This window comes from Pseudomonas solani (genome assembly GCF_026072635.1).
Taxonomy (GTDB): Bacteria; Pseudomonadota; Gammaproteobacteria; order Pseudomonadales; family Pseudomonadaceae; genus Metapseudomonas; species Metapseudomonas solani.
Map to the genome: position 1 here is coordinate 1,750,446 of NZ_AP023081.1, position 15,953 is coordinate 1,766,398.

The window sequence follows — 15,953 nt, forward strand, 5'->3', positions numbered from 1 at the left end:
TCAGCGCGGCATCTTGTCGTCCGGCGTACGCCAGATCAGGCCATCGGTGTCGTAACCCTGGTCGCGGGCCAGCTTCAGCAGGTGCGCGCGAGTGTGCTCCGGCACCTCGGGAGTGCGTGACAGCAACCAGAGGTAGGTGCGGTCCGGGTGGCCCACCAGCGCGGTCTGGTAACCGTCGTCCAGGTAAAGCACCCAGTACTGGCCCTTGGTGAGGTCCGGCGCCAGGCGGCTGAACCAGTTATCGAAGCGCACCCAGAGCTTGTCGGTCTGCCCGGCGACCTGGGGCACGGCCTGGCCCTGGGCTTCCTGCCATTCGCCTTCGGCGGTACGGCAACGGTTGAGCACGCCGACCGCGCCATCCGGCTGCAGGCTGTAGTGGGCTTCGGATTGTGCGCAATGGCGCTGGAAGAACATCGGCAACCGCGCCAGTTCGTACCAGGTGCCCTGGTAGCGTTGCAGATCCACCGAGCCCACCGTGCGCGGTGGCGCAGCGGGCTCGCTGGAGCCGGCGCAACCGGCCAGCAGCAGCGCGCCAAGCAGCAGCGCAAGACGGATCATTTCAGGCCCTGCCCTTGGTACATCATCACCTTGTCGCCGGCGAACTGGATGCTGATGAAGGCCTTCTGGTCGCCCCAGGTGCAGCTGGTCAGGCCCACGGCGCCGGAGCACTCGGTGGGTTCGCCGATGATCTGCTCGACCTCGGCCTTGGCCATGCCGGCCTTGATCTTCGAATAGTTCTCCTGGTTGATCTTGTTGCAGGCGACGAGCGCGACGCAGACGGACAGCAGGGCGAGGATGCGCAGTTGCATGAATGACTCCGTGGTGTGGGGAATACCGCGGCAAGCTTGGCACAGCGCCACGGGGAATGCCCATTGGAGTCAGAAGCGCGAGCCGGGTTCCTTGAGGAAAGCGGCTTCCTCGACGCTGGAGGCACGGCCGAGGATGGCGTTGCGATGGGGGAAGCGGCCGAAGCGGGCGATCACCGCGTGGTGGCGCACGGCGTAGTCGAGGAAGTCGTCGAACAGCTCGCGCTCGGCAGGGGAAACGGCATCGCGCAGGGCGGTGTAGCGCAGCACGGCCAGCTCCTGGGTGGCCAAGTCCTCGGCGTGCTCGAAGACGATCTCGACGAACACCCGGCGGATCGGCGTGAGCTGCGCATCCAGGCCCCGGGCGATGCCGTCGCGCACCAGTGCCAGGGCACGGCTGTCGCCGGCATAGGCGCGGGGCTGGTCACGGAAGAGCATGCGCGGCAGCTGGTCCAGCAGCAGGATCAGCGCCAGCCAGCCCTCGGGCTGTTCCGCCCAGTCGGCCAGGCCGCCGTCCAGCGCCTGCTCCACCTGGGTGCCGAAGCACTGGCGGGCGTGTTGGTCCTGGCTGTCGCGCTTGCCGAACCACAGGCCCTGGCGCGCGGCAGCCGTCTCGGCAGCGTCGGCGAAATCGCCGAACCACCAGTCGAGCAACGGCTGCCAGGGCTGCATGGCTTATTCCTGGTGGTAGCCGGTAACGCGCTCGACTTCTTCCTTGGAACCCAGGAACACCGGCACGCGCTGGTGCAGGGAGGTGGGCTGGATGTCGAGGATGCGCTGACGGCCATCGGTGGAGGCGCCGCCGGCCTGCTCGATGATGAAGGACATCGGGTTGGCTTCGTACATCAGGCGCAGCTTACCGGGCTTCTCCGGCTCACGGGCGTCCCAGGGGTACATGAACAGGCCGCCACGGGTGAGGATGCGGTGCACGTCGGCCACCATAGAGGCGATCCAGCGCATGTTGTAGTTCTTGCCCAGCGGGCCTTCCTTGCCGGCCAGCAGCTCGTCCACGTAGCGCTTGACCGGGGCTTCCCAGTGGCGCTGGTTGGACATGTTGATGGCGAACTCGGCGGTGGCGGTGGGCACGCGGATGTCATCGTGGGTCAGTACGAAGCTGCCCAGCTCGCGGTCCAGGGTGAAGCCCTTGACGCCGTCGCCCAGGGTCAGCAGCAGCATGGTCTGCGGGCCGTAGATGGCGTAGCCGGCGGCCACCTGCTTGGTGCCCGGCTGCAGGAAGGCCTGCTCGTTGAGGCTGTCGTTCTGGGAGAGGTACTCGTCCGGGCAGCGCAGCACCGAGAAGATGGTGCCGACCGAGACGTTGACGTCGATGTTGGAAGAGCCGTCCAGCGGGTCGAATACCAGCAGGTACGCGCCCTTGGGGTACTTGCCGGGGATCTGGTAGGCGTTGTCCATCTCTTCGGAGGCCATGCCGGCCAGGTGGCCGCCCCACTCGTTGGCTTCCAGGAGGATTTCGTTGGAGAGCACGTCGAGCTTCTTCTGTACCTCGCCCTGTACGTTCTCGGTGCCCATGCTGCCGAGCACGCCGCCGAGGGCGCCCTTGGAAACGGCATGGCTGATTTCCTTGCACGCACGCGCCACGATCTCGATGAGGAAGCGCAGATCGGCAGGGGTGTTGTGGCTACGGGTCTGCTCGATCAGATAGCGACTCAGGGTTACGCGGGACATGGAAGAGGCTCCGGAGGGGAAGTAAAAACGCGCGCAGTTTAGCGCGACTCGCGCCGCAATGCTGCAAGCCGCTCGGCAGCCTTCTGCAATGCCCGGAGCAGAGGCGCCGGAGGCCTTCTGGGCGGCACGCAGAATCATCTGACGCAGCAAACGCCAACTGGTTCAGCGACGGCTCAGAGGCTCACCCGGGCCAGCGCGCAGACCTGGTTGCGGCCGTTGCGCTTGGCGTCGTACAGCGCGGCATCGGCCAACTGCAGCAGCTCGTCGAGGCTCTGCCCCTGGCTGGGCCAGATGGCCAGGCCGGCGGATAGGGTCACGTGCAGCTTGCCGCCACGGGTGGCCAGGCCGGTATCGGCCAGTTCGCGACGGATGGCTTCCAGGCGCAGGCGCGCCTCTTCGCTGTCGGCCCCGGGCAGGATCAGCAGGAACTCCTCGCCGCCGATGCGGAACACCGCGTCGGTGCTGCGCAGGCTGCATTCCAGGAAGCCGGCGACGCCCTTGAGCACGTCGTCGCCCACCAGGTGGCCGTGGCGGTCGTTGAGCTGCTTGAAGTGATCCAGGTCGATCAGCGCCAGGGCGATGGGGGTTTCCTCGCGGAGGCTACGGGCCTGCTCGCGGGCGAAGAATTCGTTGAGGTAGCGGCGGTTGTAGAGCCCGGTGAGCGGGTCGCAGAGGGCCTGCTCCTGCAGCTGCTCGTGCAGGCTGGAGATGGTGAGCAGGCGTTGCTCGCTCAGGGCCAGGGCCTCAGCCAGTTGCAGCTCGCTGCGGTGGCGCTCGGTCACCTCGCGCAGGTAGGCCATCCGCCCCAGCACATGGCTGCCGGTGCGGGTGACCCGCTCGATGGCCCGGGCGCGCACCTCGAAGTAACGCGGCGGCTCGCCCAGGGTCAGCATCGGCTCGCCACCGGCCTGCGCCTGCAGCAGGCCATGCAGTTCGACGCCGATCACCGGCCAGCCCAGCAGCGCCCTGCCCTGCCAGCCGTTACGCAAGCCCGCCAGGCGCAGCGCGGCGGGGTTGGCCTCGATCACGCGGCCCTTGGCATCGATCACCAGCACCGGATCGGGCAGCTCCTCCAACAACAGGTGGCGCGCCACCGGCAACAGGTCGAACAGGCGCACACCGAGGATCAGCCAGGAAAACGCCAGCAGGGTGAAGGCGAAGCTGAAGGGCGTCGGGTCGAAGCCGAACAGGGTCCAGCCGAACACCACGTAGCTGATGTTGGCCGCCCAGGGCACGCAGGTGACCACGGCGAAGGCGAGGTAGTGGCGACGATGCAGGCCGTGGCTGGTGATCACCGCTCGGCTCACCACCGCCAGGCAGAACAGCATCAGCACATAGACGTACACCGCGGTGCCGTGGAACAGCACGCCGTGCTCGTACACCACCGGCGCACCCGGCAGGCTGGAAGCCGGCGCCGTGGCCGGGCCATAGAAGGCCTGCCAGGGGTTGAGCAGCGCCAGGCCCCATACCGCCAGCGGCGCGATCGCCAGGGGCAGGTAGCGCTGCGGCGCCAGAGGCTCGCGGATGCTGTTGACGTATTGCCAGAGGAACACCGCCCAGAGCGTGGGCACGGCGACGACCCCCGGCCAGGCCATGCTGGCCCAGAACACCTTGCACGAGGCGCCCTGGGCGGCCAGTTCGAGGCCGGCGGTGGTCAGCCACCAGAGAATGCAGACATGCAGGACGACGAAGCTGGCGCGGCCCGGGAAGTAGCGCTGGCGGCCGATCCAGCGGGCCAGGAACATGATGCCGACGCTCAGCATCCCGGTGAACAGGACGGGAGTGGTCAGCGCCCAGCCGGAGCCGCTGCACATGCTCATGCCGGGCGCCCCACGGCGAGCCGACGAATGACCGGCCGCCCGAAGAAGGACTGGCCCAAGAGGCGGGCAGCTTGCAGCTGCGAAATGAAGTCGAGCACCGGTCGTACCTGACGCAAAGGAACGTTGCGCGACCCCTGTCGCGCAACGGCGCCAAGATACAGCAAAAAGCCAGTATCTACGTGACAACTTCGCTCAGCGAGCGGCCTCAGCCCCCCTTGCTTTGGCCCTTCAGCAGGCTCAGCGCCATCAGCACCAGAAGCCCCACGCCCAGCAACAGGACGGCCCACAGGCCGATGCGCTTCCAGGCCAATGCCGAGCCCTTCTCCTCGGCCACCACCACCGCCTTGGCCTCGGCCAGGCGCAGGTCGCCATCGGGCTGGGCGCTGCCCATCTTCGCCAGGCTGCCGGGGCCGTAGCCGGGCACCAGGGTGGTCAACGGCAGTTCGGCGCTGGCCGCGCCGGGCTTGCCGACGGCCAGAGTGTAGGGCGGCGTGCCCCGGGCCAGGAACACCAGTTGCAGCGCACGCATGCCTACCTGCAGGGTCGGGGCCTTGGCGCCGAAGCCGCCGGCGCGCTGGTCCACACTCATCTTCAGGTGCTGCACCGGCATCCAGCCGTCCAGTTCGAGCCGGTCGTGCAGCACCTCCTTGCCGTCCTTGGGCAGGCGGTAGAGCAGCCCCGAGGTCAGCGCCTGCCATTGCGCGGTGTCGTTGCTCCGCGCCTGGAGCCGCACCGGCGCCAGGGTATTGGCCTGTTCGAGGGAGAATTTCAGGCTCTCCACCGGCAGCGGCAACGGCAGGTCCCAGCTGTACTCGCCGGCCGCCGGGCTGCCTGCGGGCAGCGGGTCGGACCAGACCATCGGCGCCGGGCTGCTTTCCTGGCGGGCACCGGTGACCCGCGCTTCGGTGAGCAACGGCGCTTCGCGGTCCAGCCAGAGCAGGCGCAGGTAGCGCGCCTTGTGCCCGGGCAGGGTCACTTCACGCTGGTAGATATGGTCGTTGCCGAAGCTCAGCCGGGCGATCTGCCCGGTGCCCCAGGACTGCCAGCTCTGCAGGTCGTCACTGGCCTCGATGGTGAACTGCTGGAAGCCTTCACCCTCCTCGCTCCAGTCGATCACCAGTTTCTCCAGGGGCGCTTTCATGCCACTGGCGTCCAGCAACCAGCCACGCAGGCGCTCGCCGCTGGCGGCCGGGTCTTCCGGCAGCACCTCGACCACGGTGCCGGTTGTGCTGCGTTCCACCCGCACCCGAGGCGCACCCAGGCTGGTATCGGCCGGGCCGCGCAGGGGGAACCACTTGAGTTCCAGCTCCTGCTCGCTGCGGGTGACCTGGGATTCACCCCGGGCCAGCGCATAGGCCAGGGGCTCGCCCTCGGCGTTGAAGATGCGCAGGTCACGCAGGTCGGCATGACGGGCGAGGAAATGCAGCGACATCGGCAGGTCGACGCGGTACCAGGGGCCATTGCCCTCGACCTTGAGCGGTACCCGGGCGGCGAAGTCGTCCAGGCTGTCCTGGGCCTGCACCGGCTGTGTCACGCACAGCAGGCCCAGGCAGATGTTCAGCAAGAGGGGGAAACGGCTCATGCGTTGACCTGCTCCGATTCGGGCGCCGCCCGCTTGGGCGGAAGCGGCGCGAAGTAACCGACGACCAGCAGCAACACGCCGACGCCGATGAAGGAAATGATCCGCTCCAGGCCGCCCCGGTTACCCAGTTCGACGAAGAACAGCTTGGCCACCACCACCGCGATCAGCGCGGCGCCCACCAGCCACAGCTCGCGGCGCACGCGCCTGTGGCCGCCGATCATCAGGCCCAGGGCGATGCTGGTCCAGACGATGGACAGGCCGGCCTGCACCAGCATCGAATCCAGCTGCGCATCCAGCACGAAGGGCACGCCGCCCCAGTGGTGGGCGCTGCGGAAGACGATGGCCGTGGCCAGGGCGAACAGCGAGGCGCCCACCACCAGCTGCGGCGCCAGGCGCTGGATGCTGGTGTCGAAGCCGAACTCGCCGAGGTTCTCGCGCAGCCACAGCCAGACGCCCAGCAGGGCGAACAGCAGGCCCAGCTCCAGCGGGTTGACCAGCGGCAGGTAGGGCAGCGGGTCGGCACTGCCGTCGCTCCAGGCGTTGGCGATCCAGAACCAGGCCAGCATCATCGCCGCCAGGGGCATGGCGGCCCACAGGCGGTATTCGCGCGGGAAGGCGACCACCGGCCAGGGCAGGCGCGACACCCGGGTGACCAGCAGCAGGTAGAGGCTCGGCAACAGGGCCCAGCCCAGCCAGCGCCAGGCGTTGTAATGCTCGGACAGCAGCATCAGCAGGTAACGCAGCTCCAGCGCCAGCACCCCGAGGATCAACCAGCAACCCAGCACGTGGGCGGCGCTGCGGGGACCTTCCGGCAGCAGCCCGTGGAGCTTGCGCAGGGCCAGCAGGTGCACCGCGAACAGCGCGCCCCAGCCCAGCCAGCCGAAGTCCGCCGCCGGGTGGTAATGCGGGTTCCAGGCAAGCATCAGCACCACCAGCGCACCCGGCACCAGCAGCAGGCAGAGCAGCGCCAGGGTGCGCCACTGGGTGCGCAGCGCCAGCAGCATCCACAGCGCCACGGTCACCGCCGCCGCCAGCAGCACCAGGGGCACCTGCAGTTCCGGCGCGGCGAAGCGGGCGATCTCGGCGACCCAGGTCAGGGTCCACCAGCCCGCGCTCCACACCAGCAGCAGTTGCGACAGGTGCCCCAGGCTCAGGCCTTGCAGGCGCGGGTCTTCGCGACGGGTCTCGTGGTGCAGGCGCCAGGCGCCGGCCAGGGCGGCCAGGGACAGCACCAGCGGCGTCCAGAAGCCGGCGTGGGCCAGCGGGCGCAAGCCCTCGGCACTCAACTGGCCGAGCAGCAGCGGGCTCACCGCGAGGAAGCTCAGGCCGGCGATCACCTGCAGCGCCAGGCCGAAGACGAAGCTGGCGCGCAGTTGCAGGTGCAGGCTGAGCCAGACGATCAGCAGGCCGCTGCCGCCCCATACCGCGCTGGCCGTACGCCAGGGCAGGACGAAGAGCACCGCCAGGTTGATGAACACCAGACCCACCAGCAGCACCAGGGACATGCTGTGCAGCAGGCGCTTGTCGTTGCGCACCATGTCGTCGCGGGCCGCCACCAGCATGCCGCCGATCAGCGCCAGGCCGATCAGCGAGGCGGTGACCAGGCCACTCCAGCCCAGCGCACTGCCGCTGCCCAGCCCGCTGCGGTCCATGCCCAGGAGGAACACGGCGCCACCGAGCAGCTGCACGGCGAAGGCGCTGAAGAGGAAGGTGCGCGAGGCCAGGCGCAGGCCGACGTAGAGGGTCGCCAGGCCGGCCAGGGCCCAGACGATGGCGGTGCCTTCGGCGCGCAGGCACAGCGGCGCGATCAGGTAGAGGAAGGCCAGCCCGCTGCAGGCCAGCACCGGCAAGCCGCTGCGCTCCCAGGCGGACGCCTCTTCCTCCTGCGCACCGCGCAGCTGCCAGAAGCTGAACAGCAGCGCCACGCCGAGCATCAGCGCGCCCAGCGCCGCACCGTCCAGCAGGCTGTCGACGCCCACGCGCAGGCTGCCGAGGAAGGCCAGTGCCGCCCCCACCTGCAACAGCAGGGCGAAGGCGCGGGCCAGCGGCCGGCGCTGACGCAGGCCCAACCAGAAGATGCCGGCGCCTTCCACGGCCCAGGCAGCGGAGGTCCAGCGCGCATCCAGGCCCAGCGGGATGGCCAGGGTGCCGAACACCACGCCGAGAGCCATGCAGGTTTCCACCAGCAACAAGGCGCGGCCCGGTGCGCGACCGGCCAGGACCCGGGCGATGAACATGTACAGCAGGCCCATGGCCAGGGCGCTGAAGGCGGCGCCGAACTCGATGTGGTGGATCACCGCGTACTGCAGGCCGAAACCGACCAGGGGCGGGCCGAACAGCACGGTGCCGTCGATGTAGTCGCCCTGGCGCGCCGACCAGCGCAGCAGCGCATCACGCTCGCCATCCGGCGCGGCCGCCGCTTCACGCAGCTTGCGCCGGGCGAACAGCAGGCCGATGGCCAGGTACATGAGGAAGAACAGCACCAGGAAGGGCTCGGTGCTGGCGAACAGCTCCGGCTTGTAGGAGCGCAGGCCCCAGGCGAAGCCGATGCCGAAGGTGCCGACGAAGCCGATCAGGTTGAGCAGGCGCCAGGCCTTGAACCAGGCGATGGCGAAGATGCCGGCGTTGAGCAGGGCGAAATAGGAGAACAGCGCGACATGGTTGCCGCTGCCGGTGGAGGTGAGGATCGGCGCGGCGAAACCACCCAGTGCCGCAGCGGCGGCCAGGCCCAGGGCGTCCTGCAGCACCGCGAGGATGGCCGAGCAGAGGGTGACCACGATCAGCAGGATCAGCGCCATCTTCGGGTCCAGCAGCGGATGCAGGCGCATCGCCGCGAACACCGTCAGGTAGAGCACCGCAATACCCGCACCCTGCAGCATCAGGCCGTAGTTGGGGTTGCGCTTGCGCAGCCACCAGCCCAGCCCCAGCAGGGCGATGGCCGCAGCGGCCACACCTGCATAGCGCACCTCGATGGGCACCACCATGCCTTCGGTGGCGTAGCGCAGGAGGAAGGCCAGGCCGAGGAACAGCAGCAGCACGCCGACCCGCAGCACGGTGTTGCCGCCGAACAGCCAGTTGCGCGCGGCCTCGAAGCCGCGCTCGAACAGCGAGGGCTCGCGGGGCGGCGGCGGTGGGGGCGGGGTGACCGGGGCACGGGCGACCATGGGCTCCGGCTGGCGCGGCGGCAGCGGTTCGGCCAAGGGCTCGGGGAGGGGTTCCAGGGTCCAGTCGCTGACATCCGGCTGGCGCGGTGGCGGGCTGACCACCAGGGGCTCCGGCTCGAGCTCCGCAGGCAGTTCCCAGACCAGCTCGCTGTCGTCCACCGGTTGCTCCGGCTTCTCCGGTGCGGCGGCCTGGGCATGGACGACGGGCGCTTCCGGCACTGGCACGGGCGCCTCGGTGGGCGGCGCGGCGGGAGCGGTGGGTTGCACCCCGCTGCGCTCGACCTTGAGCAGCCGCTCATGGATGGCCTGCGTACCGACATCGAAACGGGCCGCGAACTCGCGCAGCTGCTTCTGCAGGGCGGCGTTTTCCGTACTCAGCCCGTGCAGGCGGATCGCCTGTCCGAGGCCCAATCCGAGGAGGCCGCCCAGCAGGGCTCCGGTGATCGATTCACCGGCTGCCGCTCCCATGGCCAGACCCACCAGCATGAAGATCCATTGCATGCACTGAATTCCCAAGTGATTGAGAAGAAACGCCAGATCCCTGCACGTTCAACGCCGCCGCCCGGCGTAAATGGCGACGCGCCAGTATATCGAGCGAAACGGAACACTCCCTACAGACGAATGCTGGCCATCTCACAGACACAGAAAATTCATTCGATTGCGCACAGAGAGTAGAAATCGTCTCGCCGGCCGGCGGCAAACTGTTCACAAATTCGCCAATCCCGCTATGATGCGCGCCCTCCCAGCCCCAAGCCCGCGCCCAAGCCATGAAAACCATGCTCATCGTCGGTGCCGACATCGATCGCACCGAAACCTGGATCCGTTACGAAAAGAGCATGTGCCACGCCTGCGTCTCCAGCTGCTGCACCATGCCGGTCGAGGCCCGCATCAGCGATCTGATCCGCATGGAGCTGGTGGCCGACTTCGAGCGTGGCGAGCCGCCGAAGAACATCGCCAAGCGCCTGATGAAGGACGGCCTGGTGGAACGCTTCAACCAGAAGTCGGGCATCTTCACCCTGGCCCGCATGGCCAACAACGACTGCTACTTCCTCGACCGCAAGTCGCGCCTGTGCACCATCTACGACAAGCGCCCGGAAACCTGCCGCAACCACCCCAGGATCGGCCCGCGCCCCGGCTACTGCGCCTTCAAGCCCAACGCCTGATCCCGCGACCTCGACCAAGGCGGGTTTCACCCGCCCTACTCACCTCGGCAATTGCCAGCCACCCAGGATGCTGCCTTGTGGGAGCGGATTCATCCGCGATGCCCCGGCCCCCGGGCTGAAGCCCGGGCTACGGTCCGAGCGGTAATACGAGCCCCTGAAAACGAAAACGCCCCGCGGGCGATGCCAGCGGGGCGTTTTTCATGGGCGGCTATCAGCCCTTGGCGAACAGCTTCTTCGCCAGGCTCACCACCACCAGCACCAGCGCACCGGCGACGATGCCGACCACGCCGTTGATCAGGGTCGGCACCACCACGCCAGCGGCGCCCGCCGCTTCGGCCAGGTGATGGATGGGCTCGTGGGCAGCAGGAATGCCGTGGGTGAGGATGCCGCCGCCCACAAGGAACATCGCGGCGGTGCCGATCACCGACAACCCTTTCATCATGTACGGCGCGGCACGCAGGATGGCGCGGCCGATGCTCTGCGCGGCCTGGCTGGCCTTGCGACTGAGGTAGAGGCCCAGGTCGTCCAGTTTGACGATGCCGGCCACCAGGCCGTACACGCCGACGGTCATGATCGCGGCGATGCCCACCAGCACGGCCACCTGCACCCCGAAGGAGGACTCGGCGACCGTCCCCAGGGTGATGGCGATGATTTCGGCGGAGAGGATGAAGTCGGTGCGGACGGCACCCTTGACCTTGTCCTTCTCGAAGGCCACGACATCGACGTCGGTCTTGGCCAGCGCCTCGACATGGGCGGCGTGGCTCTGCTCGTCTTCCTCGGCGCTGTGCAGCCACTTGTGGGCTAGCTTCTCGAAGCCCTCGAAGCACAGGTAGGCGCCGCCCACCATCAACAGCGGGGTCACCGCCCAGGGCGCGAAGGCGCTGATCAGTAGCGCGGCCGGCACCAGGATCGCCTTGTTCACCGCCGAGCCCTTGGCCACTGCCCAGACCACCGGCAGCTCGCGCTCGGCCTGCACGCCGGAAACCTGCTGGGCGTTGAGGGCCAGGTCGTCCCCCAGTACGCCGGCGGTTTTCTTCGCGGCGACCTTGGTCATCAGGGAAACGTCGTCGAGGACGCTGGCGATATCGTCTAGCAGGGTGAGCAGGCTGGCTCCGGCCATGTGGAAATCCTTGAGTGGGGGAAGGCGTTGCAGGTGCGGAATGATGCAACAGCCTACGGCGCCATTCCATCGGCCCGTCGGATTTCCAAGCAAAAAGCTGACAGACAGACGCCCCGGCACAGTCAAGGCCGGGGCCGGACGCTATCTCACCTCAACCACGGGTGCTGGGCGGGCCGCTCTGCAGGGGCTGGTCGCCCTCCTTTGCCACTTCCACCGGTTTGGCGGCGGCCTTGGGTTTGGGCTTGATCAGGCTGAAGTCGATCATGGTCTTCAGCGTGTAGGGGTTACCGATCATCAACGGGCGCGCCTTGAAGTCGGCACTGACCAGGCTGCGGCTGGGGTCGAGCGTGTCGAAACGCAGGCCGGCGAGGTCCGCCCAGGTGTGCACCAGCCCGGCGCTGCTGAAGGGCCGGTCGAAGGTACCGGCGAAGTTGCGCGGGTGGCTCTGTTGCCAGGCGGGGCTGGTCCAGACCATGAAGGGGATGGTGTACATGGGCGCGGTGGGCGCCGCCTCGTTGCGCCCCAGCACCTGCGGGTGCTCGGGGTCGAACACCGCCTCGCCGTGGTCGGACAGGTAGAGCAGGAAGCCGTTCGGGTCGGTGGCCTTGAAGCGCTCGATCAGGGTGGAGACCACGTGGTCGTTGAACAGCACGGCGTTGTCGTAGCTGTTGTAGGTGGGCAACTGGTCGTCGGTGACGTTGGGCGGCACGCCCTGGCGATCGGTGAAGCGCTCGTACTCCGGCGGGTAGCGGTACTGGTAGCTCATGTGGGTGCCCAGCAGGTGCACCACGATGAACTTGCGTGGCGCCTGGTCGGCGAGGACCTTGGCGAAGGGCTCGAACACGTCGTCGTCGTACTGGCGAGCATTCTGGTTGCGGTTGTTGTTCAGGTAGAACTGCTCGTCGGCCTGCTTGGAGAAGGTGGTGAGCATGGTGTTGCGCTTGGTCAGGGTCTGCTGGTTGGTGATCCAGAAGGTCTTGTAGCCCGCCTGTTTCATCATGTTCAGCAGCGAGGGCTTGCTCAGGTAGGCGTCCGGGTTGCCCTCGTCGGCGAAGCTCAGCACCTGCTGCAGCGCCTCGATGGTGTAGGGGCGCGGGGTGACCACGTTGTCGAACACCTGCAGCTCGCCGCGCAGCTTGTCGAGGTTCGGCGTGGTCGAGCGTGGGTAGCCATACAGGCTCATGCGCTGGCGGTTGGTGGATTCGCCGATGACCAGCACCAGGGTCGACGGCTGGTTGCCGTTGATGTCGTGCAGGTTGGCCAGGGGCGCGATGCGGGCGTTGCCTTCCAGCAGGTCCTGCATGTTGGACAGCTGCTGGCGGTATTGCCGGTAGCCCACCGCCAGTTGCCAGGGCACCGCCGGCTCCAGACGCTTGTCGATGCCGTCCATGGCCTGCTCGAAGCTGTCGTTGACCATCATCTGCTTGGTCACCGGGTAGCCGAGCAGCGCCACCAGCAAGGCCGCGCTGATCGCCAGCGCCTTGCCACGGGGCAGGTACACCGGGCGCAGGCGCCGCCAGATCAGCCAGGCGACGGCGGCGTAGGCCAGCAGCACCAGGGGGATCCACCAGGTCATGTACTGGGTCAGGTACTCGCCGGCCTCGGCGGTATTGGACTCGAACATGATGAAGATGACGCTCTGGGAAAACTCCTGGCCGTACACCAGGAAGTAGAACAGCGCCGGCAACGAGGCCAGCCAGAGCATCACGCCGATCACCGCGGCGAGGGTGCGGGTGCGGGCCGGGAACAGCAGCACCGGGATCAGCCACAGGCCGCTGAGCAGGAAGGCCTGGCGGAAGCCGGTGAAGCCGCTGGTGTCGGTGGCGAGGATCAGCGCCTGGGTGAGGCCCGAGAAGCACCAGAAGAACAGGAACAGCCAGCCCAGACCGGCCCAGTCGAGTTTCCGGGCCCCTTGATCACGCACGTGCGACGGCATAAGAACTCCATCAGTCGGATACAGGCTGCCGAGCGAACCGGCAGGAACCGCACGGACTCTGCACAAGCACGTGTGAAAACTTCGTCAAGAAAGGCGATACGGCCCGGGAGTGCGCGCTCACGCGCAACGCATCCCAATGGCGTGGGGGCAAAGTCGCTACACTCCGCCACCACCCATGCTTCAGCAGGACACGGAATGTCGATGACCACCCCGCACGCACGCCTCCGCCAGCTCCTCGTTTATTGGCTGTATGCCGCCGCCTTCGGCCATCTCTGTGCCGGCCTCGCGCTCACCTGGTTCAACCACCTGCCGCTGTTCGAGGCCTATCAGCAGGGCGTCGAGCACGCCTTCTGGACCGGCGCAGTGCCGGCGGGCGCGCGCGATCAGCAGCTGTGGTGGCAGGCCCTGTTCGGCGCCACGATGCAAAGCTACGCGGTGTTCATGTTCGCCCTGGTGCGCATCGGCGACCGTGGGCGCAACGCTTCGGCCTGGGGCTGGATGATGGTCGGCATCCTGCTGTGGGCCCCGCAGGACATGCTGCTCTCCGCGCAGCGGGGCATCTGGGCGCACCTGTGGGTCGACGGTTTTGCCCTGCTTGCCCTGCTGCCACCGCTCGCCTGGCTCTATCGACACGATCGCCGCACATCTTCCGACTGACCAGTCGTCGGCAGCTCCCGCAGGCCTTGGGTGATCCGACCGAAGGCCGAGGGCTTCGCTTCGTCGTCCCCCCTCCTCCTCTCCCCCGCTTCGCCGTTGCCAGCGCCCGCTTGCGGTTGCCGGAACAACCTCCCGTATTCCGGGCCCTGCAGCCCTGAGTTCCGGCCCGGACTCTCCCCGACGAGCCCATCCGTGATCGCCACGGCACTCGGGCAAGCGCAACGGCCAGCAATTGACACCCTGTCAATTCACGACAAATAGCCGCCTTATTGCCGAAATTTGCAGCAAATATCGCGATTATTTATGCATTCGAGCGTTGATATCCCCTTCCTGGCGTCTATACCTTCCTCCTTATCGCCACCCCAACCGGCCATCCGCCGGGCACCGGCGATACCTCGCTCCTAGAGCGCCCACAAGGCCACTGGAGCACCACGGAGATACCCTCCGACCATCACCAAGGAGCTACAGAATGCAAAGGAAGTTCATAGGAAAAACGCTGATCCTGGCCACTCTCGCCTCTCCCGCGATAGGACTCGCGGCCGAGCTGGTGGACGTAGCCAAGTTGCCGTCACGGGCAGGAATAGCCGGTGGCAGCGACATCCACTCCGACCTGGGCCTGGCACCCGAGGAGCTCGACAAGGGCACCAGCGCCAAGCTGCCGAACGGCACCCAGGTCACCCGCTACCAGCAGTACTACAAGGGCGTGCGGGTCTGGGGCGAAGCCATCACCGAAAGCCGCAACGGCGCCACCAAGCGCACCGGCCGCATGCTGGTAGGCATCGAGCAGGACCTGGTGCGTGACGCCACCCCCACCCTGACCAAGGAGCAGGCCCTGCAACAGGCCAAGGCCCTGGTCGCCAGCAGCCAGCCGGTGAGCAACGAGCAGAGCGAGCTGGTGGTACGGCTGAACGAGCAGAAACAGGCGCAGCTCGCCTACGTGGTGTCGTTCTTCGTCGGCGGGGATGAGCCGTCCCGCCCGCACTTCATGATCGAGGCCAACACCGGCCAGGTCCTGCAGCGCTGGGAAGGCCTCAACCACGCCGAAGCCACTGGTCCGGGCGGCAACGCCAAGACCGGCAAGTACCTCTACGGCACCCAGTACGGCCCGCTGATCGTCAACAACCGCTGCGAGATGAACAGCGGTGACGTGATCACCGTCAACCTCAACAACAGCACCAACAATACCAGCGTCAAAGCCTTCCGCTTCGCCTGCCCGTACAACGAGTACAAGCTCACCAACGGCGCCTACTCGCCCCTCAACGATGCCCACTACTTCGGCAACGTGGTGTTCCAGATGTACGGCAACTGGTTCGGCGGGCTGCGTCCGCTCAACGAGAAGAAGCTGTACATGAAGGTGCACTACGGCAACGGCTACGAGAACGCCTTCTGGGACGGCCAGGCCATGACCTTCGGCGACGGCAAGAGCCGCTTCTACCCGCTGGTTTCCCTCGACGTGTCGGCCCACGAGGTCAGCCACGGCTTTACCGAGCTGAACTCCGGCCTGGTCTACGAGGGGCAATCCGGCGGCATGAACGAAGCCTTCTCGGACATGGCCGGCGAAGCCGCCGAGTACTTCATGAAGGGGCAGAACGACTGGAAGGTGGGTGCCGATATCTTCAAGGGCAACGGTTCGCTGCGCTACATGGACCAGCCCAGCCGTGACGGCAGCTCCATCGACCGGGCCAGCGACTACTACGAAGGCATCGACGTGCACCACTCCAGCGGGGTGTACAACCGCGCCTTCTACCTGCTCGCCAAGTCGACCGGCTGGAACACCCGCAAGGCCTTCGAAGTGTTCGTCGACGCCAACCGCTTCTACTGGACCGAGACCAGCACCTTCGACCAGGGCGCCTGCGGCGTGATCAAGTCGGCGCAGAACCGCAGCCTGCCGACGGCGGACGTGATCAACGCGTTCAAGGCCGTGGGCGTGAGCTGCAAGACGGCGCTGTAACCAGGGCACTGCCCGTATCAGGCCCCCTGTCGGCGCGAGCTTGCAGGGGGTCATGAAGACGGGCATCG

12 protein-coding genes are annotated in these 15,953 nt (G+C 67.4%); 3 read left to right on the forward strand and 9 right to left on the reverse strand.

All coding sequences use genetic code 11. The features are described 5' to 3' along the window. The 7 genes from PSm6_RS08090 to PSm6_RS08120 all read right to left on the reverse strand — a co-directional run bounded on the left by PSm6_RS08090 (nucleotide 1) and on the right by PSm6_RS08120 (nucleotide 9,526). Nucleotides 1-558, reverse strand: a complete 558-nt coding sequence (locus tag PSm6_RS08090; RefSeq protein ID WP_021221205.1) for a lipocalin family protein — start codon at nucleotides 556-558, stop codon at nucleotides 1-3. Then, nucleotides 555-809, reverse strand: coding sequence for a hypothetical protein (locus PSm6_RS08095; protein WP_021221206.1), 255 nt, complete (start codon nucleotides 807-809; stop codon nucleotides 555-557). Before PSm6_RS08095 ends, PSm6_RS08090 begins: the two co-directional genes overlap by 4 nt. 69 nt (nucleotides 810-878) lie before the next feature. After that, the gene (locus PSm6_RS08100) at nucleotides 879-1,478 is read right to left on the reverse strand and encodes a DUF924 family protein (protein ID WP_043240601.1); all 600 of its coding nucleotides are present in this window, start codon (nucleotides 1,476-1,478) and stop codon (nucleotides 879-881) included. Nucleotides 1,479-1,481: 3 nt separating this feature from the next. Continuing rightward, nucleotides 1,482-2,492 (reverse strand): class 1 fructose-bisphosphatase, encoded by a 1,011-nt coding sequence (locus PSm6_RS08105; protein WP_021221208.1) that lies wholly within the window; start codon nucleotides 2,490-2,492, stop codon nucleotides 1,482-1,484. 173 nt (nucleotides 2,493-2,665) lie between these two features. Continuing rightward, nucleotides 2,666-4,312 (reverse strand): histidine kinase N-terminal 7TM domain-containing diguanylate cyclase, encoded by a 1,647-nt coding sequence (locus tag PSm6_RS08110; RefSeq protein ID WP_265170003.1) that lies wholly within the window; start codon nucleotides 4,310-4,312, stop codon nucleotides 2,666-2,668. A gap of 205 nt (nucleotides 4,313-4,517) precedes the next feature. Further along, a complete protein-coding gene (locus tag PSm6_RS08115) occupies nucleotides 4,518-5,894 on the reverse strand; it encodes a DUF3999 domain-containing protein (RefSeq protein ID WP_043240592.1) in 1,377 nt (458 codons plus the stop codon). Continuing rightward, nucleotides 5,891-9,526, reverse strand: coding sequence for a DUF2339 domain-containing protein (locus PSm6_RS08120; protein WP_443096609.1), 3,636 nt, complete (start codon nucleotides 9,524-9,526; stop codon nucleotides 5,891-5,893). The genes PSm6_RS08115 and PSm6_RS08120 overlap by 4 nt, the downstream gene beginning before the upstream one ends. 299 nt (nucleotides 9,527-9,825) lie before the next feature. Between PSm6_RS08120 and PSm6_RS08125 the strand changes: the two genes are divergently transcribed. Beyond that, nucleotides 9,826-10,221: a YkgJ family cysteine cluster protein gene (locus PSm6_RS08125; protein ID WP_043240585.1), complete on the forward strand. Its 396-nt coding sequence runs from the start codon at nucleotides 9,826-9,828 to the stop codon at nucleotides 10,219-10,221. 211 nt (nucleotides 10,222-10,432) lie between these two features. On the opposite strand, the gene PSm6_RS08130 is transcribed toward PSm6_RS08125, so the two are convergent. Together PSm6_RS08130 and PSm6_RS08135 are read right to left on the reverse strand one after the other, a co-directional pair. Continuing rightward, on the reverse strand, nucleotides 10,433-11,341 hold the full coding sequence (locus tag PSm6_RS08130) for a DUF808 domain-containing protein (RefSeq protein WP_021221213.1): 909 nt from the start codon (nucleotides 11,339-11,341) through the stop codon (nucleotides 10,433-10,435). Between the two features lie 151 nt (nucleotides 11,342-11,492). After that, the gene (locus PSm6_RS08135; RefSeq protein ID WP_265170005.1) at nucleotides 11,493-13,277 is read right to left on the reverse strand and encodes a phosphoethanolamine transferase CptA; all 1,785 of its coding nucleotides are present in this window, start codon (nucleotides 13,275-13,277) and stop codon (nucleotides 11,493-11,495) included. Between the two features lie 201 nt (nucleotides 13,278-13,478). Between PSm6_RS08135 and PSm6_RS08140 the strand changes: the two genes are divergently transcribed. Together PSm6_RS08140 and PSm6_RS08145 are read left to right on the forward strand one after the other, a co-directional pair. Further along, nucleotides 13,479-13,934: a hypothetical protein gene (locus PSm6_RS08140; RefSeq protein WP_021221215.1), complete on the forward strand. Its 456-nt coding sequence runs from the start codon at nucleotides 13,479-13,481 to the stop codon at nucleotides 13,932-13,934. A 469-nt stretch (nucleotides 13,935-14,403) separates the two neighbouring features. Continuing rightward, nucleotides 14,404-15,885, forward strand: a complete 1,482-nt coding sequence (locus tag PSm6_RS08145; RefSeq protein WP_021221216.1) for a M4 family metallopeptidase — start codon at nucleotides 14,404-14,406, stop codon at nucleotides 15,883-15,885. The last annotated feature ends 68 nt before the right edge of the window (nucleotides 15,886-15,953 follow it).

Excerpts from the sequence above, each read along its gene's own strand:
- PSm6_RS08120 (WP_443096609.1), bottom strand. The coding sequence starts at position 9,526 with ATGGGAGCGGCAGCCGGTGAATCGATCACCGGAGCCCTGCTGGGCGGC.
- PSm6_RS08090 (WP_021221205.1), bottom strand. The coding sequence starts at position 558 with ATGATCCGTCTTGCGCTGCTGCTTGGCGCGCTGCTGCTGGCCGGTTGC.
- PSm6_RS08130 (WP_021221213.1), bottom strand. The coding sequence starts at position 11,341 with ATGGCCGGAGCCAGCCTGCTCACCCTGCTAGACGATATCGCCAGCGTC.
- PSm6_RS08140 (WP_021221215.1), top strand. The coding sequence starts at position 13,479 with ATGACCACCCCGCACGCACGCCTCCGCCAGCTCCTCGTTTATTGGCTG.
- PSm6_RS08135 (WP_265170005.1), bottom strand. The coding sequence starts at position 13,277 with ATGCCGTCGCACGTGCGTGATCAAGGGGCCCGGAAACTCGACTGGGCC.
- PSm6_RS08100 (WP_043240601.1), bottom strand. The coding sequence starts at position 1,478 with ATGCAGCCCTGGCAGCCGTTGCTCGACTGGTGGTTCGGCGATTTCGCC.
- PSm6_RS08105 (WP_021221208.1), bottom strand. The coding sequence starts at position 2,492 with ATGTCCCGCGTAACCCTGAGTCGCTATCTGATCGAGCAGACCCGTAGC.
- PSm6_RS08125 (WP_043240585.1), top strand. The coding sequence starts at position 9,826 with ATGAAAACCATGCTCATCGTCGGTGCCGACATCGATCGCACCGAAACC.
- PSm6_RS08145 (WP_021221216.1), top strand. The coding sequence starts at position 14,404 with ATGCAAAGGAAGTTCATAGGAAAAACGCTGATCCTGGCCACTCTCGCC.
- PSm6_RS08110 (WP_265170003.1), bottom strand. The coding sequence starts at position 4,312 with ATGAGCATGTGCAGCGGCTCCGGCTGGGCGCTGACCACTCCCGTCCTG.
- PSm6_RS08095 (WP_021221206.1), bottom strand. The coding sequence starts at position 809 with ATGCAACTGCGCATCCTCGCCCTGCTGTCCGTCTGCGTCGCGCTCGTC.
- PSm6_RS08115 (WP_043240592.1), bottom strand. The coding sequence starts at position 5,894 with ATGAGCCGTTTCCCCCTCTTGCTGAACATCTGCCTGGGCCTGCTGTGC.